Origin of the sequence: Synechocystis sp. FACHB-383 (assembly GCF_014698605.1) — a bacterium.
Classification (GTDB): domain Bacteria; phylum Cyanobacteriota; class Cyanobacteriia; order Cyanobacteriales; family Microcystaceae; genus Synechocystis; species Synechocystis salina.
This window is the reverse complement of sequence record NZ_JACJTJ010000013.1, coordinates 61839-84237: the sequence shown is the minus strand read 5'-3', so window position 1 is coordinate 84237 and position 22399 is coordinate 61839. Positions and strand designations below refer to the sequence as shown.

At 46.8% G+C, this 22399-nt stretch carries 22 protein-coding genes; 5 read left to right on the top strand and 17 right to left on the bottom strand.

What is annotated here, in order from left to right:
* Positions 1-60 precede the first annotated feature (60 nt).
* Positions 61-576, top strand: coding sequence for an anti-sigma regulatory factor (locus H6G45_RS02640; RefSeq protein WP_190596437.1), 516 nt, complete (start codon positions 61-63; stop codon positions 574-576).
* 6 nt (positions 577-582) lie between these two features.
* Complete coding sequence (locus tag H6G45_RS02635; protein WP_190596329.1) at positions 583-1191, top strand: alpha/beta fold hydrolase; 609 nt, start codon at positions 583-585, stop codon at positions 1189-1191.
* 39 nt (positions 1192-1230) lie between these two features.
* Here the strand turns inward: H6G45_RS02635 and H6G45_RS02630 are convergent, their stop codons facing one another.
* The gene (locus tag H6G45_RS02630; protein ID WP_190596327.1) at positions 1231-1554 is read right to left on the bottom strand and encodes a hypothetical protein; all 324 of its coding nucleotides are present in this window, start codon (positions 1552-1554) and stop codon (positions 1231-1233) included.
* A 171-nt stretch (positions 1555-1725) separates the two neighbouring features.
* Entirely contained in the window at positions 1726-2502 is a 777-nt protein-coding gene (locus tag H6G45_RS02625) for a DUF1868 domain-containing protein (protein WP_347338236.1), read from the bottom strand.
* Positions 2503-2728: 226 nt separating this feature from the next.
* On the opposite strand from H6G45_RS02625, the gene H6G45_RS02620 reads away from it, so the two are divergent.
* Complete coding sequence (locus H6G45_RS02620) at positions 2729-3970, top strand: glycosyltransferase family 4 protein (RefSeq protein WP_242018015.1); 1242 nt, start codon at positions 2729-2731, stop codon at positions 3968-3970.
* Positions 3971-3980: 10 nt separating this feature from the next.
* On the opposite strand, the gene mgtE is transcribed toward H6G45_RS02620, so the two are convergent.
* Positions 3981-5372 carry a magnesium transporter gene (gene mgtE / locus H6G45_RS02615; protein ID WP_190596325.1) on the bottom strand — a complete coding sequence of 464 codons (1392 nt, stop codon included), beginning with the start codon at positions 5370-5372 and terminating at the stop codon, positions 3981-3983.
* 350 nt (positions 5373-5722) lie between these two features.
* Here mgtE and H6G45_RS02610 point away from each other — a divergent pair, with 350 nt between their 5' ends.
* Positions 5723-5860 carry a hypothetical protein gene (locus tag H6G45_RS02610; protein ID WP_190596324.1) on the top strand — a complete coding sequence of 46 codons (138 nt, stop codon included), beginning with the start codon at positions 5723-5725 and terminating at the stop codon, positions 5858-5860.
* 26 nt (positions 5861-5886) lie between these two features.
* Entirely contained in the window at positions 5887-6345 is a 459-nt protein-coding gene (aroQ, locus tag H6G45_RS02605) for a type II 3-dehydroquinate dehydratase (protein WP_190596322.1), read from the top strand.
* Here the strand turns inward: aroQ and H6G45_RS02600 are convergent.
* The 14 genes from H6G45_RS02600 to H6G45_RS02535 all read right to left on the bottom strand — a co-directional run bounded on the left by H6G45_RS02600 (position 6342) and on the right by H6G45_RS02535 (position 22306).
* Positions 6342-7010, bottom strand: a complete 669-nt coding sequence (locus H6G45_RS02600) for a hypothetical protein (protein WP_190596320.1) — start codon at positions 7008-7010, stop codon at positions 6342-6344. The genes aroQ and H6G45_RS02600 overlap by 4 nt on opposite strands.
* A 71-nt stretch (positions 7011-7081) precedes the next feature.
* Positions 7082-8200 (bottom strand): response regulator, encoded by a 1119-nt coding sequence (locus H6G45_RS02595; protein WP_190596318.1) that lies wholly within the window; start codon positions 8198-8200, stop codon positions 7082-7084.
* A gap of 527 nt (positions 8201-8727) precedes the next feature.
* Complete coding sequence (locus H6G45_RS02590; protein ID WP_190596316.1) at positions 8728-9453, bottom strand: response regulator transcription factor; 726 nt, start codon at positions 9451-9453, stop codon at positions 8728-8730.
* Between the two features lie 57 nt (positions 9454-9510).
* Entirely contained in the window at positions 9511-12045 is a 2535-nt protein-coding gene (locus H6G45_RS02585) for a PAS domain S-box protein (protein WP_190596314.1), read from the bottom strand.
* A gap of 91 nt (positions 12046-12136) precedes the next feature.
* On the bottom strand, positions 12137-15415 hold the full coding sequence (cobN, locus tag H6G45_RS02580; protein ID WP_190596311.1) for a cobaltochelatase subunit CobN: 3279 nt from the start codon (positions 15413-15415) through the stop codon (positions 12137-12139).
* An 11-nt stretch (positions 15416-15426) separates the two neighbouring features.
* Positions 15427-15816: a DUF5615 family PIN-like protein gene (locus H6G45_RS02575; protein ID WP_190596309.1), complete on the bottom strand. Its 390-nt coding sequence runs from the start codon at positions 15814-15816 to the stop codon at positions 15427-15429.
* Complete coding sequence (locus H6G45_RS02570; RefSeq protein ID WP_190596307.1) at positions 15809-16138, bottom strand: DUF433 domain-containing protein; 330 nt, start codon at positions 16136-16138, stop codon at positions 15809-15811. The genes H6G45_RS02575 and H6G45_RS02570 overlap by 8 nt, the downstream gene beginning before the upstream one ends.
* A 9-nt stretch (positions 16139-16147) precedes the next feature.
* A complete protein-coding gene (locus tag H6G45_RS02565) occupies positions 16148-18121 on the bottom strand; it encodes a bifunctional aldolase/short-chain dehydrogenase (RefSeq protein ID WP_190596305.1) in 1974 nt (657 codons plus the stop codon).
* 246 nt (positions 18122-18367) lie between these two features.
* On the bottom strand, positions 18368-18565 hold the full coding sequence (locus tag H6G45_RS02560; protein ID WP_190596303.1) for an electron transporter: 198 nt from the start codon (positions 18563-18565) through the stop codon (positions 18368-18370).
* A 223-nt stretch (positions 18566-18788) separates the two neighbouring features.
* Positions 18789-20303 carry an efflux RND transporter periplasmic adaptor subunit gene (locus H6G45_RS02555; protein WP_242018014.1) on the bottom strand — a complete coding sequence of 505 codons (1515 nt, stop codon included), beginning with the start codon at positions 20301-20303 and terminating at the stop codon, positions 18789-18791.
* A 97-nt stretch (positions 20304-20400) separates the two neighbouring features.
* Positions 20401-21123 carry a DUF1997 domain-containing protein gene (locus H6G45_RS02550; protein ID WP_242018013.1) on the bottom strand — a complete coding sequence of 241 codons (723 nt, stop codon included), beginning with the start codon at positions 21121-21123 and terminating at the stop codon, positions 20401-20403.
* 242 nt (positions 21124-21365) lie between these two features.
* Positions 21366-21572, bottom strand: a complete 207-nt coding sequence (locus H6G45_RS19400) for a DUF5615 family PIN-like protein (protein ID WP_242018012.1) — start codon at positions 21570-21572, stop codon at positions 21366-21368.
* A 2-nt stretch (positions 21573-21574) separates the two neighbouring features.
* Positions 21575-21901, bottom strand: coding sequence for a DUF433 domain-containing protein (locus tag H6G45_RS02540; RefSeq protein WP_190596299.1), 327 nt, complete (start codon positions 21899-21901; stop codon positions 21575-21577).
* 51 nt (positions 21902-21952) lie between these two features.
* Positions 21953-22306 (bottom strand): Rieske (2Fe-2S) protein, encoded by a 354-nt coding sequence (locus H6G45_RS02535; RefSeq protein ID WP_190596297.1) that lies wholly within the window; start codon positions 22304-22306, stop codon positions 21953-21955.
* Positions 22307-22399: the final 93 nt, after the last annotated feature.

Below are 22399 nucleotides of genomic sequence, written 5' to 3'. Positions count from 1 at the left end.
AGTATAATGGTTAAAGTCAGTACTGTTAGATTGCTACTAGTCCAGTGTGAGGTGGAGCGTTTGCTAAACATTAATTTTCCCCACAGGCAATCCCATTGGCAAAAAATCAGTTTTTCCTCAACCCTCTATCTTTATCCCATCCTTGATTTATTGCTCAATTCTGTGCCCAAGCCTCTGCACAACGAGGTCAGGCTGGGGTTACAGGAGGCTTTAGTCAATGCTGCCACCCATGGCAACGCCCTCAACCCAAGCAAGTCCATCACAGTGGAATACCGCCAATCCGCCCGGGGTTATTGTTGGATCATCACCGACCAGGGCATGGGGTTTGATCGTCCCTGTCCTTGCCCCCAGGTAGTGCTTGATTGCCCCAATTGTGTGAGCCCCTGGTTTCCCCCCGATGAGTCGGAGAATGGCCGGGGGTTAGGCATTTTGATGCAAATTTTTGACCAAGTCCATTGGAATGAAGATGGCACCCGTTTGCGCCTGAGCAAGAAAATTAAACGGCGGCCCCAGGGAACTAGTCAAAATGTAATTAAACGCTTCTTCAGCGAAAGCTACCGTTTTCTGAGTTTGTAGAACCTAGTGGTAGCAGAAGTCCCAGACCGTCATCCCGTTGTTTTAGTCCATGGTATCTACGACACTAGGGCCAAGTTCGCAACGATGGTGGACTTTTTGACCCAGGGAGGTTGGTCGGTCCATTGCCTAGATTTAGAGCCCAACGATGGCAGCGCTTCCCTTACCGTGCTAGCAACCCAAGTACAGCAATATATCGATCAAAAATTTGCGCCCCAGCAACCAGTGGATTTAATTGGCTTTAGCATGGGGGGATTAGTAACCCGTTATTACTTACAGCGTCTCGGGGGCGTAGAACGAGTCAGGCGCTACATCACTATTTCCGCCCCCAACCAAGGCACCCTCCTGGGCTATAGTTTGCCCTACCAAGGAGTGAGGGAAATGGCCTGGCAGAGTGATTTTTTGCGGGATTTAAACCGAGATTGTTGCGAGTTACTAGCGGGACTCCAGGTGACGGTGATTTGGACTCCCTTTGACCTGATGATTTTGCCCCCCAGCAGTTCCCATTTAGAAATTGGCCGAGAAATTATTTTGCCCGTGCTAGTCCATGCCTGGATGGTATCGGATACCCGTTGTTTAGCAGAGGTGGCCCTGGCTTTGGCTAAACCTTTGACCTGAGTGAAGCGGGAATTATTGGAATTTCCCCTAGGTTCCCCGTTATTCGTACAAGCATTCTTCCCCTACTTCCGCCAATTGTCTGGCGATCGCCTTATTAGTTTCGGACTGTTGCACAAGCTTGGTAAATTCCGTTAGGGAATACTTTTGCTTGAACTTATTAATTGTGCAATTACACATTTCCTGGGCCGCCGCCCCCTTGATACCGGCCTGTTCCACCCGACGGAGGCATTGCTGGCGGTAATTTTCAAAACTATTTTGTCCCTGGGCTTCCACTGGAACGGCGATCGCCAAGGAGGTAAATAGGCCAAACAGAGCAGTTAAGCCCAAAGGTGTAGCATAACCACGGACAAGTAACTTGAACATTTTGGTAAACACTCCCATCAATTAACAGAAAACTTCTCTCCCATTACCCATAGAAAGCGATAAATCCGAAGAAAAACATCCCCATAAGCCACAAATTGGCCCTATACACTCTCCATATTAACCAGAGAAAATTTGTGCATTGACCGCGGTCTAAAAGTCCATTTCCAGCCCCTAGCTGGCCCTCAACACCGGATAGTGATCATGGCGAGTAAATTGGGTCATATCACTGAAATAACGCAGTTCAATGCTATGAATATCCAGAATTTGAGGGTCACGGCCAATCCAGCGGTCATTAACGGCGGCCAGCTGCTCACTAACCCCAATTGGGTCTGCTAATTTCTCGATCGCCGGGTCGAAGTAACCAAGGGTGATGTGGGCGGTGTAACGGTATTGCTGCTCAATACCCAAACCGATCAGGGTGGGATTTTGGAAAATGGCCCTTCGTACTTTGAGCATCGGTTCATAATCCGCCTCCCGTTGGGGCACCAAAACCACCCCCAGGGAACGGGGCAACACTAACAATCCCAGCACCTGCCAATGACAGCCGGTGTATTGCCCTGACTGATGTTGATGATCGGCAAAGGAATGTTGTAAACAGCTACAGAGTTGTTTTTCAAAATCTGGGTTATGGCGACGGAGGGCCTGGTAGGGGCCGTCCCAAATTAAATCCGCCACTGTGAGATGCAAACTAGGCGGGGGCACCGCCACCAAACTCTCCTCCAAAATTTCCCCCACCTGGCTCTGCACAGTGGTTAGATGGCCATAAAAGCTTTGATTGATTTGATCATCGGCGGCGATCGGCGTTACCACACTGAAGCCAGGAAAAGGTACCGGTTGCCCTTGGTCAAACTTAGGTGAACCCTGGGCATTGACCAATTGTTGCTCGTAGGCGATCGCCAAGGTCTGGGGCGCCACCCGATTAATATAGCCTTGGTAAGTATCGTCCACACTCGCCTCCCTGACACAGATTGAAAAAGTTCCTATGGCAAGTTTACTGGCTGGGTGGAATCTCTGGACATTTAGTGTCGATCTTTCCAGGTTTTCAGCGGTTAGGCAGGAACTAAAAAGCCCATTGCAGTGGCCAAAATCCATGATTTCATTATCCCTAGGGGAAAATTCGGCAGTATGACCACGCCAAGATTGCGCATAATGTTTTAGAGTGCCCACGACACCAATGGCCCCGATCGCCGTCTTCCCCTCCATGCACTCACAAAAATTTGTCACAGCCATGAAAATTCTGGTGCTAGCTTGGGAATTCCCCCCCCGCATTGTCGGTGGCATTGCTCGCCATGTGGCAGAACTCTACCCGGAATTGGTTCAGCAGGGCTATGAAATCCACCTAATCACGGTGGCCACAGAGGAAAGCTTACCCCAGGAAATAGTGGATGGCATTCACGTCTATCGGGTACCGGTGCCCCCCAGCAACGACTTTTTCCATTGGGTGGATAACATGAACCATGCCATGGAACACCAAGGGCAAGAACTACTCCGGCAAAAAGAAGAATTTGACGTCATCCACGCCCATGATTGGTTAGTGGGAGATGCGGCCATTAACCTCAAGCACCATGGCAAAATTCCCCTGGTGGTAACTATCCATGCCACCGAATACGGACGCTATAACGGACTGTACAACGACACCCAACGCTACATTGCCGGCAAAGAAGGGATCCTGATCTACAACGGTTGGCGAGTCATCGTTTGCAGTAACTACATGCGCCACGAGCTAGAAAGGGCCTTTGGTACCCCCTGGGACAAAATTGACGTAATTTACAACGGCATCCGCCCCGAAAAAAAGCACCGCCGCCCAGGTTTTGATTACCCAAACTTTCGCCGTAAATTTGCCAGAGACGGGGAAAAAATTGTTTACTACGTCGGCCGCATGACCTACGAAAAAGGCATTTCTGTACTATTAACCGCCGCTCCTCAAGTCTTAGAATCCCTGGACAATCAGGTAAAATTCGTCATCATCGGTGGGGGCAATACCGATCGCCTCAAGCAGTTAGCCTGGAACTTAGGCATTTGGGAACATTGCTTTTTCACCGGCTTCATGTCCGACGAAGATTTAGATAAATTCCAAACCATTGCCGACTGTGCCGTTTTTCCCAGTTTGTACGAGCCCTTTGGCATTGTGGCCCTAGAAAGCTTTGCCGCCCGGGTGCCAGTGGTGGTATCCAATACCGGCGGGTTGGCAGAAGTGGTGCGTCACCATAGCACCGGCATAGTTACCCAAACCAACAATCCCGACTCCCTCGCCTATGGCATCCTGGAAATTCTCTCCAATCCTTCCCTAGCCAAACAATTGGTGGAAGCGGCCTATGAGGATTTGGGCATACGATTCAATTGGTCTAAGCTAGCCGGAGAAACCGCCGCTATTTACGAACGGGTGGTGCAGGAGAGGCAAACAGTCCATTGGTAAGCACCAGACCCTAAATTCCCAACAAAGAGCGGGCAATGAGCAGGTAAATAGCCACCCCCAACACATCCACCGCCGTAGTGATAAAAGGAGCCGACATCAAAGCCGGATCTAGCTTCATTGACTTAAACAAAAAGGGTAAGCCGCCCCCCGCAAAGGCCGCCAACAGAGAAATAATGAATAAACTACTGCCCACTGTAATGGCCACCAACCAATCCCCTTGGAGAAAATAGGCCCACACCGTTACCACAATACCCAGCATCAAGCCCAACAAAGCGCCGGCTCCCCCTTCCCTGACAATTACCGGTAAAACTTGGGTCAGTCGTACATCCTCCGTATTTAAGCCCCGGATGACCACCGTGGAAGATTGGGCCCCCACATTGCCCCCCGCATCAATGAGCAAGGGAATAAAGGCCGCCAACGTGATAGTTTTTTGCAACACATCCTCTTGGGAATGAATCACCTGACTGGTAAGGGTATTGGTGATTAAAAGAATAAATAACCACACCACCCGCTTCCGGGCCACAGTCATTAAACTGCTTTTAAAATAGTCATCCCCCTGGGATTGCACCCCCCCAGCGGTATAGATATCCTCCGTTGCTTCCTCCTCCAAAATATCAATCACATCGTCCACGGTGACAATGCCCACTAGTCTTTGCTCCGAGTCCACCACGGGCACCGCCAAAAAGTCGTAGTGCTGGATGGTGCGGGCCACCTCCTCCTGGTCCGTGTTGGTGTGGACGGAAACCACGTCAGGTACCATAATTTGGGCGATATACTCCTCCGGCCTAGCCATGACCAAATTACGCAGGGAAAGGGTGCCGGTGAGACGACGGGAATCATCGGTGACGTAGAGGACGTAAATGGTTTCAAAGCTAGTGGCAATGTGGCGGATGCGGTCTAGGGCTTGGCTGGCGGTGTAATCTTCCTTGAGGGAAACATATTCCGTGGTCATGATCCGACCAGCGGTTTCCGGTTTATAGCCTAATAGCAGGGAGGTGGCTTTGCGTTCTTCGTTGCTGAGGTGCTTAAACAGTTGCCTTACCACCTTGGCCGGAAGCTCATCCAATAATCTCACCCGGTCGTCGGGGGACATTTGGTTAAAAATTTCCAGTACTTCAGGATGTTTAAAATCCTCCAGGAGGGATTCCTGCACCGGGGGGGCTAAATGTTCATAAACATCGATCGCCTCATTTTTGGAGAGTAAGCGAAAGGCAAGTACCTGGAGCCGACTGGGGAGAGACTCGATGACATCGGCAATATCCGCCGGTTGCACAGGGGTAAGAATGGTTTTAGCCGCATCGAATTGGGAAGTTTCGAGGAGAGTTTCAATCTGGGCCCGCACTAATCCTTGTAATTCTTCTCGGTCAGGATTGAGTCGAACAGTCGTAGTGACCTCTGTCATGGCAACTCCCGGGGCGAAACGACACCCCCCAATATACGTTATCCCCATGCGGTTCCAACCATTTTGGACTGGCAAAAAATCGCCGGTCAATGGTTAAGATTGGCTAAAAACTGATGGATCTCTGTCCGAAAAAATTGTGTTAGGCTGTTCCCATGGGCTAAAAATAAATTTCCCTAGCCCCCTCATACATTCTGAGCCTTGGCCAAATATGGTCTGACCCGGGATCACTGCCTAGGGTTTTGCCCCAGGTTTGTGGCTAGCACCTTAAGCTGTGACTTTATTAAACAGATTTGGTGGTGCTTATTCCGTCGGGGTTCAGTTAGACATCATCACAGGAGTCGTCCTTGGTAATGGACTATTTAGAAAGACTGCTCGATAAACTTAGAGAACTGGCCCAGAAGTTGATCGAAGGCTTGCTCGGCCCCCAGGGGGAACCGGAGCCGGAACTAATTCCCATTCCCGTCAACGATCGCCGTTCCCGCCGTTAAAGGGAAGTTAACTGGCTAGTAGAAATATGTCGACTGTGTGGAAAGTATTGGTGCTCCATGGCCCCAATTTGAATTTGTTGGGCCAACGGGAACCGGGGATTTATGGCTCCCTCACCTTAGGGGAAATTAATCATTATCTCCAAAAAGACGGGGTGGATTTAGGGATAGAAGTGGCCACTTTTCAGTCTAATGGGGAAGGGGAATTAGTTAGTGCCATCCATAATGCCCTGGGTAATTACCACGGCATTGTTTTTAATGCGGCGGCCTATACCCACACCAGCATTGCTCTCCGGGATGCCTTAGCGGCGGTACAACTCCCCTGTGTGGAAGTGCATCTGAGTAATATTCATCAGCGGGAATCATTTCGCCATATTTCCCACATTGCCCCAGTGGCGATCGGGCAAATTTGTGGCTTTGGGCTGAATAGTTATCGTTTGGGGTTGAGGGCTTTGGTGGACTATCTCAATGCCAAGGCCGATGGTTAAAAATTCTGCTCTGTAACTTTGTAGTCTCGGCGCACACTCAAATAAGCTAAAGCACCAAACAAGGGCACCATGGCCATAAGAGAGACTGGTAGGGAGCGGACTCCTTGCCCACGGTGGAGATACTGGGCTAGTAACAGGGGAAAGGCCAGGGTCAAACAGAGAAAATCACTGCTCATCACGGCAATGAATTGGTTTGTTTGTAGTTGTTGCCAATAATCGCCCCAATCCCCCAGAAGCACTGCCCCAATCGCACAGGCGATCGCCAACAGGAATAAAATTCGCCCCAACCAGGGAGAGCGCCAGAATTTAGCCACTTTTGATGGTGCCGAGTTCGATGTCTGGGAATCGGTTTGTGTCGGGGGCGGCCAGATAACTAAATAGGGCAGTAGGGCAAAAGCCCCCAAAAAGAATGACCCTGCCACAAAGGGCCAAGCCGGAAATTTTCTCCCCTGGCGATCGCCGATTAACATGGCAGCATAGGCCATGGGCCAGATTCCCATCAGGTTGAACAGAGCAATAATAACCGGATTAATGTCCTGCCATCGACCAAGGGAAAGGGCCTTGATTAAAGCTAAGGTTTGGGGATCACTGGGGGGAGCAAAACCAAAGGCAAAAATCACCAATGCCAACCATAGGCCAGCCAACGCTAAACGGTTTAAAACCACAGCAACAAACCCCAGACAAATTGGAAATCACTCCATAATAGGGAAATGTATCACAAACTCAGAAACTTTTCCTAGGGGCAAAGAGCTGGGGCAGAATCCAAATAGTCTTTCCTAACCTGCAGCAACTCTTGGGATAAAAACTGTTTATTGATCTGTCCAGAAGCCTTAGCTATACGTCCTTGAATTTGCTCCATTACCCCATCATTTTGATTGAGTAGAATAATGGGAGTTTCCTTCACCGCGGAAGATTTTCGCAGCAAACGACAGAGTTCATAGCCACTGATCCCCGGCATGTCCGCATCAATTAGAATTAACTGGGGATTATGACTAATGGCGGCCGCTAAAGCGTGGCAGGGGTCGTCAATGCAAACGACTTTAAAACCCCGCTGGCCCAATGTTTCTCGCACAACTTGCTGCACAGAGGGTCGATTATTAACGGAAATTACCACCGGTAGGTTGGTATCATCAACTGAAATTTCTTGATAGGGCAACATTTTGATTTCCCCTGACTTAATCCGCGGATAAAATAACAAGGCTAACTCTAAAACACTGCTGTTTGTTTTGCGGGCTAGCTCATATAAACAAGAGAGATTTTTAAATCCCTCCAAGAGATGCTCACACCACTGTTCACTGCGGCGATAGCTCAAATTCAGCATGGTTTTTACTTCTTGCCAATTTTCCACCAAGGGGCGCTGAAAAGGCGAATTGATCTGAGGATATAGTTCTCCCCAGTATCTAATCTTATGTTCCACAGATTGGGTGGTTTTTGCCAATTCTAAATTAAGAAATAGGTCCTTAATGCTATCGTCTTGATCAAAATAACATTGGGTAACGGGAATGGCCAAAAAATGAACCAATGCTTCCTGGGCAAACTGAGTTAGAATCGAGCGGATTTGCTGAAAGGAAATTACTTCCTGTTTCCAAAGGTCACAGATATATTTATAGTCGTCTGTAATTTTGGGAGGTAGGCTAATTTTATTCTCATTCAGATAATTACCCAGAAGATACCTGACCCTTTGCATCCCCCCCACGCCACTGTTAGCAAAATTAATTTTCCCTTTGCCAAGATAAACCTGCCAGGTGACCAACTCATCAAGGGGATTCTGCACCGTCAGTCTCCCGGTGGCCTTTTCCTTAATTAAGGTTTGCAGGAATTCGCTAGGAATTTGGCGGGTGATTACGGCGGTCATGGGAAACTCCTTTGCAAGCTTTGGAGGATAAATAAGGACAGTGCTCAGTCGATACCATTGCCGGGGGAAGAACTAAGGGCGAGAAGTTCCCCCATTTCAACTGTTGACTGGGGTTGACATAGGAGAAAATTCTCGGCTCCCTAGGTGTTGCACCAAATGGTGACCATTAGGACTGACCACAGAAGGATTCAAGGAAAACGGCTGGTGTTCGTTGCTAGTCAAGGCACCAAAACATGGATCTCGCTCGCCAAGGCCCTGGGGTCGAAGGAAATCGATATCTAAGACCCAGACCTAAAAATGTGAGTTAGGATTCAAACTTGCAAAAGCTTGCCTAAAAAATAAGCGGGTAGGAATGGGTCTAATCCTTGGCAACGCCGGGAGTTGAGCCGATGGCATCTACAGCCCGCCGATCACCAGCACAAATCTATCCTAGGAAAATTCCCAGATCTGTCTTGGTCAATTTTTGACAAACTAGTTGATTTTTGACATCAATTTTATTTTTTTGCGTGGGTTTTACCTAGGAAACGCTAACGACTGCGATATTCCTTCGGGGTAATGCCCAACAGGTTACGAAAATGGTAGTTAAGCTGACTGTGGGAGCTGAAGCCACATCTCAACGCGACTTCGCTAATGGGCAATTCCCTTTCCAGTAATATTATTTTGGCTCGCTCAACCCGTTGTTGAATAATGAATTGGTAGGGTGAACACCCCATTTCCTTTTGGAAAAAGCGACAAAAGTAGGCTGTGCTCATGCCGATCGCCCCGGCCAGAAACTCAACGGTAATGCCTTGGTCGAGGTGTTCTTGGATATAGTCCAAGGTCGGTTGCAGGCGATAATGCCCCGTTGATACGGAGAGATTGTCTTCCTCTGGTTTTTCTTGCTGTTGATGGTTAGCCATGGCGATCGCCAGTGTAGAGATCAGTTGTTGTCGCCTAAAGGGCTTGATCACATAGCCCTGGGGATTGGTTTTCTGGGCCCGCTCCAGGGTTTCGCCGTCGGAAAAAGCTGTGAGATAAACAATGGGAATGGAATAGAGAGATTTAATCCGCTCAGCCACCTCTACTCCGTCAATCTCCCCTTTAATGCGAATATCTAGCAAAATTAAATCTGGGTAAAATTCAGCAATTTTTTTCAGCGCCGTTGCTCCATCACTGGCGATCGCACAAACTTCATAACCATCGCTCTTTAACAACTGCGCAATGTGCTGGGCCACCAGTCGTTCATCCTCCACAATTAACACCTTACTTCTCATAATACCAACCAAATAATTTTGATTTCTGGTAGCTTTTTTGGTGATTAAGCAAGCCAACTAAATTGAAAATTGCAAGGCAAATTTAGCGCCGTCGGCATATTGATAATGCAATTCTCCCTGCAGTTGCTCGGTAAGACTGTAAATAAGTTGCATACCCAAGCTATCAGTATTTTCCAAGTCAATCTCCTTGGATACCCCCACTCCGTTGTCTTGTACTTGGAGACTATAATGATTTTCCACTGAGGTAAACTGAATTGAAATTTCTCCAACTGCGGTGGGAAAAGCATGTTTTAAAGCATTAGACACTAATTCTTGAATAATCAACCCCAAAGGAATAGATTGTTCTAGGGGCACTTTAACTTGCTCAACCAAAAGTTTTATACTAATATCTCCCTGGTGAAAACCATAGCTTTGGCAAATGTTATGGATTAAATTTTTGAGATATTCATTGAAATCAATATTGGCCAAGTCTTCACTGCGATATAGTTGCTCATGGATAAGGGCCATGGACTGAATACGATTTTGATATTCTTCACTTAACTTTTGCACCATTGGAGATGCTTTACTAAATTGCAGATAAAGCAAACTAGACATGATTTGTAAATTATTTTTAACCCGATGATGAATTTCTTTGAGTAAAACTTTTTTCTGTTGCAACTCATTGGTTAACTGAACAAAAAGATGATTTTTTGAAGCTAGTTCCTGTTGGGCCTGCTCATATAAAATGGCCTGCTGAATTGCGATTTCAAACTGGTTAGTTATCTGCTTAAGCAAGTCGATTTCCGTTGGTTCCCAAAGTCGAGTCTGATCACACTGATGGATGCAGAGTAAGCCCCATAAAACTGCGTCATTGACCAATGGTAAAACCAAGTTAGCCCTCACTTGTAAACCGGCTAAAAAATCAATATGACATGGCTGTAAAGTAGATTGATAAATATCCTCAATGGCTTGGATTCTACCCTGTTGATATTTGTGGGCGTAATTGCTACTAAAGCAAGTTTCTTCAATAGTTTGATTGAGGAGAGATTGAAAAGGGGGTAATACTGATTCTGCCACAATATCCCCAATGGCAAAATTTGTAGCTGATGCAAACTGAAAAATTACCACTCGATCCGCCTCTAAAAATTGACGAATTTCCTGCACCACCGTTTCAAAAATAGTTGGTAAATCTAAAGATTGGCGAATGCGTTGGGTAATCTGCCTTAGTAGTAACTCCCGGCGCCCCTGTTCATAAAGTTTTTGCTCCTGCTTTTTACTGTCACTGATATCCTGGGCTGTACCCAAAACCTTGGTAACTTGGCCATAGTCATCTCGAGCAAAAACCACTTCCCTGGAACGTAACCATCGCCAAGACCCATTTTTGTGCCGCATACGATATTCGGTGGTTAAAATCTGACCTTCCTGGGCAGTTTGCCAAAAGTTTTGATTTTCATAGAGGGTGGATAAATCATCGCCATGGATAATATCTAATAACAACTCGGTGCCACCATTTTTAAATTCCTCTGGGGTGTAGCCTAGGATTTCTAAAGACTGATAATTAACATAAATATTTTTCCAGGCAATGGGATCTAAAATGTATAGAATTTGGGGAGAATAATTGGCTAATTTTTCAATGAAATGTTGACTTTCCCGTAGGGCATTTTCCACCTCCAATCTGGCGGTAATATCCCGCGCGATTTTAGACGCTCCCACCACCTTTCCGTGTTCATCTCGAATGGGAGAAATGGTCAGGGCAACATCAATTTTACTGCCATCCTTGCGCTGTCTTTGAGTTTCGTAGGTATTAATCCTCTGACCCTGGCGAATACATTCAGAAATGAGATCCTCTTCTATGATTAAATCTTCAGGAATCAGCTTGGTGATATGGGTGCCAATCATTTCTTCAGCCGTATAGCCAAATAATCTTTCGGCGGATTCGTTCCAGCTAGTGATTATTCCATCTAGAGTTTTGCTAATAATGGCATCCTGGGAAGATTCCACAATGGCGGCTAATTGCGCTAGTTGGTCTTTGTTTTTTTCTAGGGCTTCTTTTGCTTGGGTTTTATCCTGAATTTCCTGTTCTAACTGTTGATTGATTTTTGCTAATTGAGTAGTCCGGTCCTCTACCCTTTTTTCAAGATGATTGTTTAATTCTTGTAGCGCTATTTCGGCTGTTTGTCTTTCTTTAATTTCTTGATTAAGGGCAAGATTAAGGCTGGCCAATTCTGTGGGAGATTTTAAGTTCAGAGCATTGGGTACAATTTTAATTAATTCAGAGACGGTGATGACGGAAGCGATCGCCATGGAAGCTTTAATTGCACCGGATACCCAATAGATGGGATACCAGAGGGTAACAATGTCAAAAAAATGACTGGTGCCACAACACAGAATAAAGGCCCCAAATAAAAAAATAATGTTGGGAAAGGGAATATCCTGTCGCTTACGCAGGAAGTACAGCAGAATGACGGGGATAGAATAGTAGGCGATCGCCGTGAAGAAATCGGCGGTGACATGGAGCCAAACCAGGGGAGTTTGCCAAAGGTAGCAATGGCCATGGGGCATATAGCCATTGGCTTGGAAAAAGTCTCCCAGGGTAAATGCGGTGATTGCCATGGACATACCTTTGGTTAAACTGTTTGAACAGGCTAGGCTAATCGAATACTAAACAATGGTGACTATTTACACCATTCAATATCTACCTAATTTATTTCAGCTTTTCTTGCCTAGGGTAGATTTGACTATTTTCCAAAATTTCTTCCGCACCATGGGCGATCGCCCGTAGTTGGTCTAGTAATTCGCTGTCAACATTGCCCCAGAGTTGTCGTTGGTGAGCTTCCAATAGCCTTTCCGCCATGTCCCTTAAGGACCAAGGATTATGCTGTTGGATAAATTGCTGCACCTTGTCATCGAGCAGATATGCTTGGGCCACCCCCGCATACATAAAATCCTCTACACAATGGGTAGTGGCATCGTAGGCAAAGAGGTAATCTAAAGTGGCTGCCATTTCAAACGCTCCCTTATAGCCATGGCGCATCACCCCGGTGATCCATTTGGGATTGACTACTCGGGAACGGTAAACCTTGGCAATTTCTTGGCTTAATAACTTAACTTTGGGCTGGGCAGGGTTGGCATTATCTCCAAAATAAACGGTGGGATTTTGCCCTGTTAATGACCGCACCGCCGCCGTTAATCCCCCTTGGAATTGATAATAATCATCGGAGTCCAGTAAGTCGTGTTCTCGATTGTCTTGGTTATGCAAAACAATTTGGAGATTTTTTAGCCGCTGCTCAAATACTTCCGGTTGATTGTGGCCAACGCCCTGGCGATCGTAGGCATAGCAACTCCAATTGAGATAGGCCCTGGCTAAATCACTATCATCTTGCCAATTTTGCGCCTCAATTAATCCTTGTAAACCCGCTCCGTAGGCCCCTGGCTTAGAGCCAAAAATACGATAGGTTGCTTTAGTGACGGCTTCCTCCATCGGTAAACCTAATTGTTGCCATTGCTTTGTTTCTTGCTTAACTTTTGCTGCTAAAGGATTCATCGCTTCCGGTTCATCCAATTGACTCACAGCGGCGATCGCCTGGTGGAGAAACTCCACTAAGTTGGGGAAACTATCCCGAAAGAATCCAGAAATTCTGACAGTCACATCCACCCGGGGTCGTTTTAGTACGGTAAGGGGCAAAATTTCAAAATCAATAATGCGACGGGAAGGGCCGTCCCACACTGGCTGTACTCCCAACAGGGCCAGAACCTGGGCAATGTCATCCCCGCCTGTGCGCATGGTGGAAGTGCCCCAAATGGAAATGGCTAGGGTTTGGGGATATTCTCCCTGGTCTTGGGTGTACTTTTCAATCAAGGTTTCGGCGGCCCGACGGCCAATATCCCAGGCCGTTTCTGTGGGAATGGCCCGAATATCCACTGAATAAAAATTCCGTCCCGTCGGTAATACATCAGGTCGACCCCGACTAGGTGCTCCCGCTGGGCCACTGGCAATATATTCACCATTTAAACCCCGGATTAAATTGGTGATTTCTTGGGGAGTTTGGTGGAGCAGTGGTAGAAGAACTTCTCTAATATAATCAAGATTAAACTTGGTTTTACTATGGGGATTTTGGGAAAATAAATTGACTGTTTTATCTGCAGTTATTCCTTCAAGTAAATTTCCCACTAATTCCTTTGCAATTTCTTCTAAAATTTCAATCACCTGTCCCCCTATACGACAGGATTTAAATGGTTCAATCAGTTTACCCAATCCCCATTGTTCCAACTGCATCGCCATAGTGGTGGATAACTGCCATGGCTCTTTGGGGTCATCTAAAACTGGATCAAACTCTACTCCTAAATCAAGGGCGATCGCCTGGGTTAAACCAAGTCTTTGATAGGACGGCGATCGGGCAATGCTAATTACTAAATCCCGCAACTGTTCCCCCTGGGGAGTTTGACCAAGAATATGTAAACCATCCCGAATTTGGGCTTCCTTTAGTTCACACAGATAACTATCTGCCGAAGTTAATAGGGGATTTAAATCTTTTAGCTCTGGTGGTTGTAATCCTAAATCTTTCTGGAGGTGACTTTCCTCAAATAGTTTCCTGAGGCGATCGCCAATGGTCTTAACACGAGTTGGATCCAAGGCTTGGGCTTCATAATATTCATCAATTAAAGCCTCTAATTTCTCCAAATCACCATATAATTCTGCCCTAGTTAAAGGAGGAGTTAAATGATCAATAATACAGGCTTGACTACGGCGTTTAGCTTGGGTTCCTTCCCCTGGATCGTTGACAATAAAGGGATAAAAATTAGGCAAGGTTCCTAGGGCAATTTCTGGATAACAATGGTCAGATAAAACAACACTTTTACCCGGTAGCCATTCCAAATTGCCGTGTTTACCTAAATGAGTTACTGCCTGAGCTTGAAATTCTTGGCGCAACCAAAGATAAAAAGCCAGATAATGGAGAGTAGGTTCTAAATCCGGTGCATGGTAATTCAAACTAGGATCAAAGTCATAGCCCCGGGCCGGTTGAATACCGACAAAAACATTACCCAATTGGATGCCACTAATGGCAAATTGATCCGGTAAGTTATCCCAACTTTCCCTATCCTGCCAACGCTCTGTCATGGTCTGTTGTACAGGCTGGGGTAAATTTTGAAAAAACTGCCATACTTTTTCTGTGGCAATGGTTTGATGAACAGCTCGATATGGGCCTAATTCCTGGTCATTAGTTACCCCTTGGGTTAATTGTTTAATTAAAGTGTTAGTATCCTGGGGAATTAGGTCAAGAGTATAACCAGCATTTTTTAAAGCTTCTAAAATCTGCAAACAACTAGCAGGAGTATCTAGCCCCACCCCATTAGCTAAACGACCATCTTTGTTGGGATAATTCGCTAAAATTAGGGCGACTTTCCGTTGGGAAATTTTAGTTTGGGCACAATTAATAATATTTTTAGTTAGCTCTGCTACCCACTCAATCCGATCTGGCACAGGCTCATAAATTACCACTTCCGTTTCCAGTTGGGGATGACGAGTTGCCATCGCTTTAAAAGAAATTGCCCTGGTGATAATTCTGCCGTCCACCTCCGGCAAAGCCACATTCATAGCTAAGTCCCGTGGGTTCAGTCCCCGCGTCCCTTCCTGCCATTGTTGGCGATCGCCACCGCTAAGAATTACCTGGAGCACCGGGACATTCAGTTTTTGCCAGAGGGGAATGGTTTCGAGATTACCAACCTGTCTTTGTAACTTAGCCAGGGAAAAACTAGTGGTATTTAAAATAGCGCCTAAAGGCTGACTCAAATTGTCTAAAACAGCTAAGACTTCTGCTTGTACGTCCGGCTCCCGTAGGGAAGAAACATAGATAGCAAGGGGATTTAAATTATATTTTTCTAAAGCTTGGTAAATAGCATCAATGGGAGTAGTGTTACCTGATAAGTAGTGGGAGCGGTAAAAAATAATCGCAACTGTTGCAATGGTTTTAAATTGAGACATCAGATGTATTTTTAACTATGATAATATTCTCTAACCGTAAATTGTGGTTGCTTCAATCCCGGTTGATTTTGTTCTAATATTCTGATTAAGCGATTATTTAAAGTTTTTTGATCAGTTAAGAAATCGTGAATTATTGCTGCTTGCCCAATCTGGTCTCGATCTTCTTTACAAATTATTATACCTCTGTGTTCTATGCCACTCAAATGTAATTTAATAAAATCATCCCGATTAAACGTGATTACACAACGTCCATTAGCGGTTGCGTCCTTTAAAACAGATAAATCAGTAATTCTTTGGTTGGCCCTCCCTGCATCATAGGAAGTCAAAACATTGTAACCTAGTTGACGCAGTTGATTAACTAAACCTAGGGATAAGTTTTCGTTGCTATAGAGTCTAATCATTAGAGTTTTCTTGACTCTGGAAATAAATAAGATTATCAATTTCCTGCTGATGAGATTGGTAGTATTCTTTGATGGTCAATAAATCAAAGACTGTTAATCCAGGAAAATCAGCTATTAGCTCACCATCTGTACTTCCCTGATTTATTAGAGAGATAATTGTCCAGACTGCAATGCGGGTATCTCGAATACAGGCATGACCACCGCATACCCCTGGTGTTTTTTTGATCATCTTTGCCATTAGGGTATTTTGAAATAAACTATAATCCTCCACTGGTAATGCAATAATTGCCTCTGCCAAAGATTCTACTAATCTTCTATTCATAATTCTTGCCTAAATAACTCGATCATTGCCGCCATCTAAAGGTAACTGAGCACCAGTGATTTTACTAAATAAGGGACTAGCCATGGCTGTGACTAATGCCGCCACATCTTCACTGGTAACTTCTACTTTCAGTAAATTATTAGCTTTGTATTCTTCCACTGTTAAACCGTAATGTTGTGCCCTGGCTTCTAGCACTTCCTCTGTCCAAAAACCTGTATCAAATACCCCATTAGGATGAATAGTATTCAAACGAATATTGTCCTTAGCCCATTCTAAACTTGCCACCCGCATTAACTGATTTAAGGCCGCTTTTGACGCTGAATAAGCCGCTAAACCTGGCCCCGGTGCAGCCACATTTTTAGAACCAATTACCACCACCCGGCCTCCCCTGGGAGCTAACTTTAACAGGGGATAACACTCCCGCAACAGAGTTAAATTGGCGTCTAAATTAATGTTTAAAACCTTTTGCCATTCCAGCGTAGATAATTCGGCGATCGCCCGGGCCACGGGAAAAATACCCGCATTCAGCACCAGCATATCCAGACCGCCAAATTGGGCTATGCCCTGCTCCAGAGCTTGTTTAAAAGCATTGGTATCCGTGAGGTCGCATTCAATGCCAATAAAGTCGGGACGATGATAAATATCTTTGATACTGGGTTGAATATCTAACGCAATCACCGCCGCCCCTTGTTTCAGTAATTGGGCAACGGAAGCTTTACCAATGCCGGAGGCTCCCCCCGTCACTAGGGCCACTTCCCCTGCAAACATGGGAGGATTGCCAGCTTGTTTTAATTTGGCCTGCTCCAAATCCCAATATTCCACCGCAAAAATGTCCAACTCTGGCAAAGCTTGGTAACCGCCTAATCCTGTGGCCCGCTGGATAATTGCTATGGTGTGCTGATAAATATCCCCGGCGATCGCCGCACTTTTAGCAGAAGTACCTAGGGTAAGCATGCCCAGTTCTGGATCAAGGATAATGCGGGGGGCTGGGTCGAGCATGGTTTTAGTTTCCCCACCTTTGCCGTCGTTGCGCTGAAAATACTGTCGATATTGCTGGGCATAATCCCCTACGTCCCGACCTAATTGGGGTAGGCGTTTGGTGCGAATAACGTGATCTGGGGTAGCGGGGCCTTGCTGGCTAATGGTGGCTAAATCGGGTCTTTGTGCAAAGCTTAAACTAGCTTCGTCTTGATATTGCCGCATTACCAGGGGAAATCCAGCTATTTTGCTGGCGTCACAGCGTAATTGGGCCAGAACCTGTCGTTGTTCCTGGGCAGATTTTTGGGGTTGACCATAGTCAATCTGCCAGACTCCTTGATTTTTGAGATATTCTTCCGCTTCATTCACTAAACTGATCATGCCTTCATAAGCTTCCCTCGCGGTGGCCCCAAAGGAAAAAATGCCATGATTCATTAACACCATGCCCACTGTTCCCCCGTGGGCTTCGGCGGCAAATCTTTGGGCGCACACCCGAGCTAAATCAAACCCCGGCATCACATAGGGAATAATTACCAGGCGATCGCCGTAGATTTCTCGAATTCTTTCTTCTCCATTGGCCGTATTGGTAATGGTTACCACCGCATCAGCGTGGGTATGGTCCACATATTTAAACGGTAAAATGGCGTGGAGAATGGTTTCCACCGAAGGGCTAGGGGCAGTGGCCAGGGTCATCTGGGTCTTTAATTCATTGACCATCTGGCGATCGGATAATGCCGTCAACTTAGATAGTTTGAGCAAATGGGGCATTCTCACCGGGGCAAACCCCGCTTCCTCAATGGTGGCCAAATCCCAACCACTACCCTTGACATAGAGAATGTCTTCCTTTTCCCCCACCAAATTAGTTACTTGACATTTCACCGAGGTATTGCCGCCGCCATGGAGCACCAGGGACGACTCCCGACCCAGCAAACGGGATGTATAAACCCGTTGGGGTAAATCCCCCTGATATTGGTTTGCTTCCTGGTCATCCCATAAACTCTTCATAACGCCTCCGGTCAATTGCTGCGGTTGCCACCAAGGGTATTATCCCTGCTTTCGGCCTGGGAAGATTGTGACTGTTTTCTCCGCAAGTCAGAGGTGTTCCATATCCACACAAAGCAATCCCCCCATGGACGTAGAGAGTTAGGGGGGGATTTCTAGGAAAGTTATGGGGGAGAGCCGGATCAGTGAATGTCAATCTCAAAAGACCTGGACCGACTCAGTTTGGTAATAACGGTCAGCAATAAAGACTTAGGCCAATAAACCCAGGGTTTTGCCGTTGGATTTAGCCAAACGGATTAAATTTTGACGCTTTTTGGCATCGATGCCCACCCAGTTACAGAAATTGGTGATGGTCTGGCAATGGAGGGCGATCGCCTTGCCACGGACCTGATTGAACTTAGCTTTGCCCAACTGTTGACGAACCAAAATAACGATGGGGGCGAACATGGCAGTGACTCCTAAATTCCTACAGATAATCAAGAAAAATAATCATTCCTGGGGCATTGGCTTGCTCCCTAGGGAGACTTCCTTTGCCTTATGTAAATAAATGTAACAGCTTTGTAAATTTTTGTAAACTAAAGTTGACAAGAAGTTTTTTTGTCGTTAGACGTCGCCATGAAAAAAGGAGCCGACTTGGGGCTCCCTTGACGTTTGAGGGTGTTTGGCTTGGTTAATTGCCGGATTCACTGGAGTCTTCCGGCGGCTTGAGGGCATCCTCGCTCCCCTCTGGCAAATCAATAAACACCCGTTCCCTGGGCCCTAGTCCTCTGAGAATTTGGGTTTTGTCGTCCAACACGAGGCCAATGGTGACAGGCTTAAACTGGGGCTTATCCTCTGCATCGGGCACCATGACCCCGGTTCTCCCCCCCACAGTCACAATGGCCACGGTGGGCACAGTTAAAGCATCGGTCAACCTATCCCCCTTGAAGACCACGTCCACGTTCATCTTGGAGCGCAATTGTCCCTGGCCCGTGGTTAAACCAATGGTGACCTCAAAGGAAGTGACATTATTTTCCACAATGGCTTCGGGGGCAACCCGGATTACCCGGCCCGTAAAAACTTCGTTAGGAAAGGCGTCGGCCACAATGTCCACCATTTGCCCCGGACGGAGAGCGGAAATGTCAACTTCAGGTACCCTGGCCACCACTTCTAAACCCTGGGCTAAAGCCACAATGGAAGTGGAGGTAGCGGAAGCTGTACTGGAAGCCGAGGTGGTGGGAGTAACAAAGGAACCCACTGTGGCAAATTTTTGGGTGATGATGCCGTCAAAGGGGGCCAAAATGAAGGTATCTTCATAGGCAATTTTGCTCCGCAGTAATTGGGCTTCTGCCTGGGAAGCGGCGGCTTGGAGAGTGGCCAATTCCGTTTCGGCGGTGGCCTGTCGTTGTTGCAGTTGGGACATTTGGTCCACTAGCCCCTGTTCTGCTTCGGCGATCGCCCCTTGGAGTTGGATAATTTCTTGCTCAATCTGCCCCACTTCTGGGGAGGCGATGGTTTTGGCATTATTGAGGCGACTTTGGGCTTCAAATAAATTGGCCTGGGCGTTTAAAAATTCATTGGAAAGTTCATCATACTGATCCTGGGTAATGGCCCCTTCCTGGAGGAGGCTTTGATTACGATTGCGACGGTTTTCCGCCAGCTTGAGGCGGGACTGGGCCGAAGCCACCTGGGCTTGGAGTTGGTCAATGTTACTGGGAATGCGGGATTGGGCTTGTTCCAAACGAGCCTGGGCACTGGCCAATTGGGAGCGGGCCTGGGCAATGCGGGTACGACCCTGATTCACTTGGGCCCGCAGTTGGTCAATTTCAGCCGGAATTCTGATGCGAGCTTGTTCATACCTGGCGATCGCCTCCTGTAAACGGGCTTCTGATTGCTTACCGTCGGCAAAAAACTCTTGATTTTCCATCACCGCAATGCGATCGCCTTTTTTAACCACATCCCCCTGTTCCACAAAAAGTCGCAGTAAACGGCCGGGGGCTTTGGGGCTAATGTTGACGGTTTGTTGGGGTTGAACGGTCCCACTGGCCTTAATTTCCACCTCCAGGGGAGACTCCGTCGCCATGACCGTGTATTTATCCAATTCTGACTGGCGGGAAGGGCCATAGGCCGAACGGTAGGCAAAAATTCCCACCACCAAGATCCCTAGCCCCAATAAACCGAGCAGAATAGGTAGGGGTTTTTTCATTGATTGGACAAGGGGCATGGCCATTGGCACTAAAAAATTGGTCTGTTGATCTTTAAGATAATTTAGTAATCCCCCCTAACCGTTTGGTCAGGACAGATTAAGATTCGACTTCCGTTTCCATCTCTGGTTCAAATTGATCCTCCCCCGCTGGTTTGACTCGCTGGAAATAACGACCGCTTTTGGGCGGTAGGGGCAAACCCTTTTCCTGGTGAAAATCCTGCTGTACTTTGTAGGTTAAACGGGGGGACACTTGACGGATAATTTCCGTTAAGAGGCGATCGCCAGTGGATTGGATTAACTTCATAGGCAGCTTGTAGATATAGCCAGGGAACTGCACCGCCACATCCATTTTCAAGTCCCATTCCACCTGGGTAATGGTTTCCGGCCAGGGAATTTCCGCTTGGGCAAATTGTTTTAAACTTTTCTCCGTCAGGCGATCGCCATTGACCTGATGCAGAGTCATGTTGGACAGAAAGTCTACCTCGTAACCCAGATCAGGGCCGTCAGGTAAAGGAACCGTATGCATCAGATAATTGCCATCCTGGGGGGGTTCCAGCATCACAGCAATTTTGGGCTCCACATCAAAACCCAAAGCGCCAAATTTACCAATAGTCAAGACATAGCCATGGTCCCCCAAAGGATCTGCTTGCATAGGTTGAGCACAGCGGCGGAACCAACCTTGGTGGGCTTGTAGATAATCTTCTACCTCTTGGCCTGGGGCAAACATTTCCATTCTGCCTTGGAAATGGGTTTGGAAACGGACTGGGGGAAAGCCATTGTCCTGGGGGTCAACGGGTAGGGGTTGGGAATTATGGGTCAAAACAGATTTAAATCCTAGTTAACTGAATTAGCTCACATTCTTAAAGTCTGCTGTAAATCGTTGGGGCTGTGGAATGATCATTTTTCGGTAGAGTATTCTCACCAAGGAAGATAATGTATTTGTCCTTCTAGATCTCCAGCTTGACCACACTCCACCAACAAAAGAAAATCGTCAATGACTCTACCAATTACGGCAAAGGTATTGACTTCAATTACCCCCGGCATGGGCCGATCATTTCTGATTCACTCATAGGCGTATTTGGTGATTGTAGCGACATCGTAGGTTAACAAAATACGATCCTCCCGGGCTGCCCACTCCAAAATGACCGGATCTGCTTGGCCCGAAAGTCCAACATCCTGTACCCGGAGAATATCAAGAGTTACATTTCGGCGAAATAGACCCCGCAGAATTGTATTGTCAAAGTTTTCGTCAGCGAGAAACCTTAACATATTTACCGTTCTGTTTTACGAGCCAGCAATTGATCCCGCAAAATTTTTGAATCAAATCCGGTCTGATTCATTGCCCGAATCTCTTGCGATCGCCGTCTGCGCTCCTGTAAATAGACTTCCACTTCTCTTTGATGGTTTAGGTAAAAGGAGATGACGCCATAAACGTCGGCCAGATTCAGTGATGGATAGCGAGAAACAATTTCCTCCGCTGTCATCCCCTGATTAAAAACGGTAATCACCGTATCCAATGGGACACGGGTGTTGCCAACCAACATTACGCCGTCATTCTCCCTTAGAGGAGCAGTTTCAGCCACAATTGTTAAGGTCATACTCGTTTTCGTTTTACTGATTTAACCGGGGATAAGCACTAGCTTTTATCTTTAAGCACCCAAATCGACCTGTACTTCTCCGTTTTCCACCCGCACAGGGAACACCGGCAGGGGCTTTTCTGCAGACATTTTGCCCATTAAGCTCCCCACCACGGGAGGAAAGGGGCTCCATTCCTTCACAGCGCCGGAACAAAGGTCGAAGGCACTGCGGTGGAAAGGACAAACAATGGCTCCGTCCTTAATTTTGCCGCTTTTCATCGGTAATTTGAGATGGGGGCACTGGTTACTAACTGCGTGGATAGTGCCCGCTTCATTCAGCAACAGAATGGCCTGTTGGTTTATCTTAACCACTTGACGACTACCGGGGGGAAGCTCACTTTGGGCGAGGGCTTTGGTCCAAACCATAATTTTAGTTAAATCTAAAAAATCAAAGTTAAAAGGGATTGGGAACCGGTTTAAACCTGCAAACTCCCCAGGTTGGCCAGAGCTTCCTTGGGG

Bases quoted from the DNA above. Each gene is read 5' to 3' on its own strand.
- H6G45_RS02630 (WP_190596327.1), bottom strand. From the start codon at position 1,554: ATGTTCAAGTTACTTGTCCGTGGTTATGCTACACCTTTGGGCTTAACT.
- H6G45_RS02620 (WP_242018015.1), top strand. From the start codon at position 2,729: ATGGCCCCGATCGCCGTCTTCCCCTCCATGCACTCACAAAAATTTGTC.
- mgtE (WP_190596325.1), bottom strand. From the start codon at position 5,372: ATGACAGAGGTCACTACGACTGTTCGACTCAATCCTGACCGAGAAGAA.
- H6G45_RS02610 (WP_190596324.1), top strand. From the start codon at position 5,723: ATGGACTATTTAGAAAGACTGCTCGATAAACTTAGAGAACTGGCCCAG.
- aroQ (WP_190596322.1), top strand. From the start codon at position 5,887: ATGTCGACTGTGTGGAAAGTATTGGTGCTCCATGGCCCCAATTTGAAT.
- H6G45_RS02595 (WP_190596318.1), bottom strand. From the start codon at position 8,200: ATGACCGCCGTAATCACCCGCCAAATTCCTAGCGAATTCCTGCAAACC.
- H6G45_RS02590 (WP_190596316.1), bottom strand. From the start codon at position 9,453: ATGAGAAGTAAGGTGTTAATTGTGGAGGATGAACGACTGGTGGCCCAG.
- H6G45_RS02585 (WP_190596314.1), bottom strand. From the start codon at position 12,045: ATGGCAATCACCGCATTTACCCTGGGAGACTTTTTCCAAGCCAATGGC.
- cobN (WP_190596311.1), bottom strand. From the start codon at position 15,415: ATGTCTCAATTTAAAACCATTGCAACAGTTGCGATTATTTTTTACCGC.
- H6G45_RS02575 (WP_190596309.1), bottom strand. From the start codon at position 15,816: ATGATTAGACTCTATAGCAACGAAAACTTATCCCTAGGTTTAGTTAAT.
- H6G45_RS02570 (WP_190596307.1), bottom strand. From the start codon at position 16,138: ATGAATAGAAGATTAGTAGAATCTTTGGCAGAGGCAATTATTGCATTA.
- H6G45_RS02565 (WP_190596305.1), bottom strand. From the start codon at position 18,121: ATGAAGAGTTTATGGGATGACCAGGAAGCAAACCAATATCAGGGGGAT.
- H6G45_RS02560 (WP_190596303.1), bottom strand. From the start codon at position 18,565: ATGTTCGCCCCCATCGTTATTTTGGTTCGTCAACAGTTGGGCAAAGCT.
- H6G45_RS02555 (WP_242018014.1), bottom strand. From the start codon at position 20,303: ATGAAAAAACCCCTACCTATTCTGCTCGGTTTATTGGGGCTAGGGATC.
- H6G45_RS19400 (WP_242018012.1), bottom strand. From the start codon at position 21,572: ATGTTAAGGTTTCTCGCTGACGAAAACTTTGACAATACAATTCTGCGG.
- H6G45_RS02540 (WP_190596299.1), bottom strand. From the start codon at position 21,901: ATGACCTTAACAATTGTGGCTGAAACTGCTCCTCTAAGGGAGAATGAC.
- H6G45_RS02535 (WP_190596297.1), bottom strand. From the start codon at position 22,306: ATGGTTTGGACCAAAGCCCTCGCCCAAAGTGAGCTTCCCCCCGGTAGT.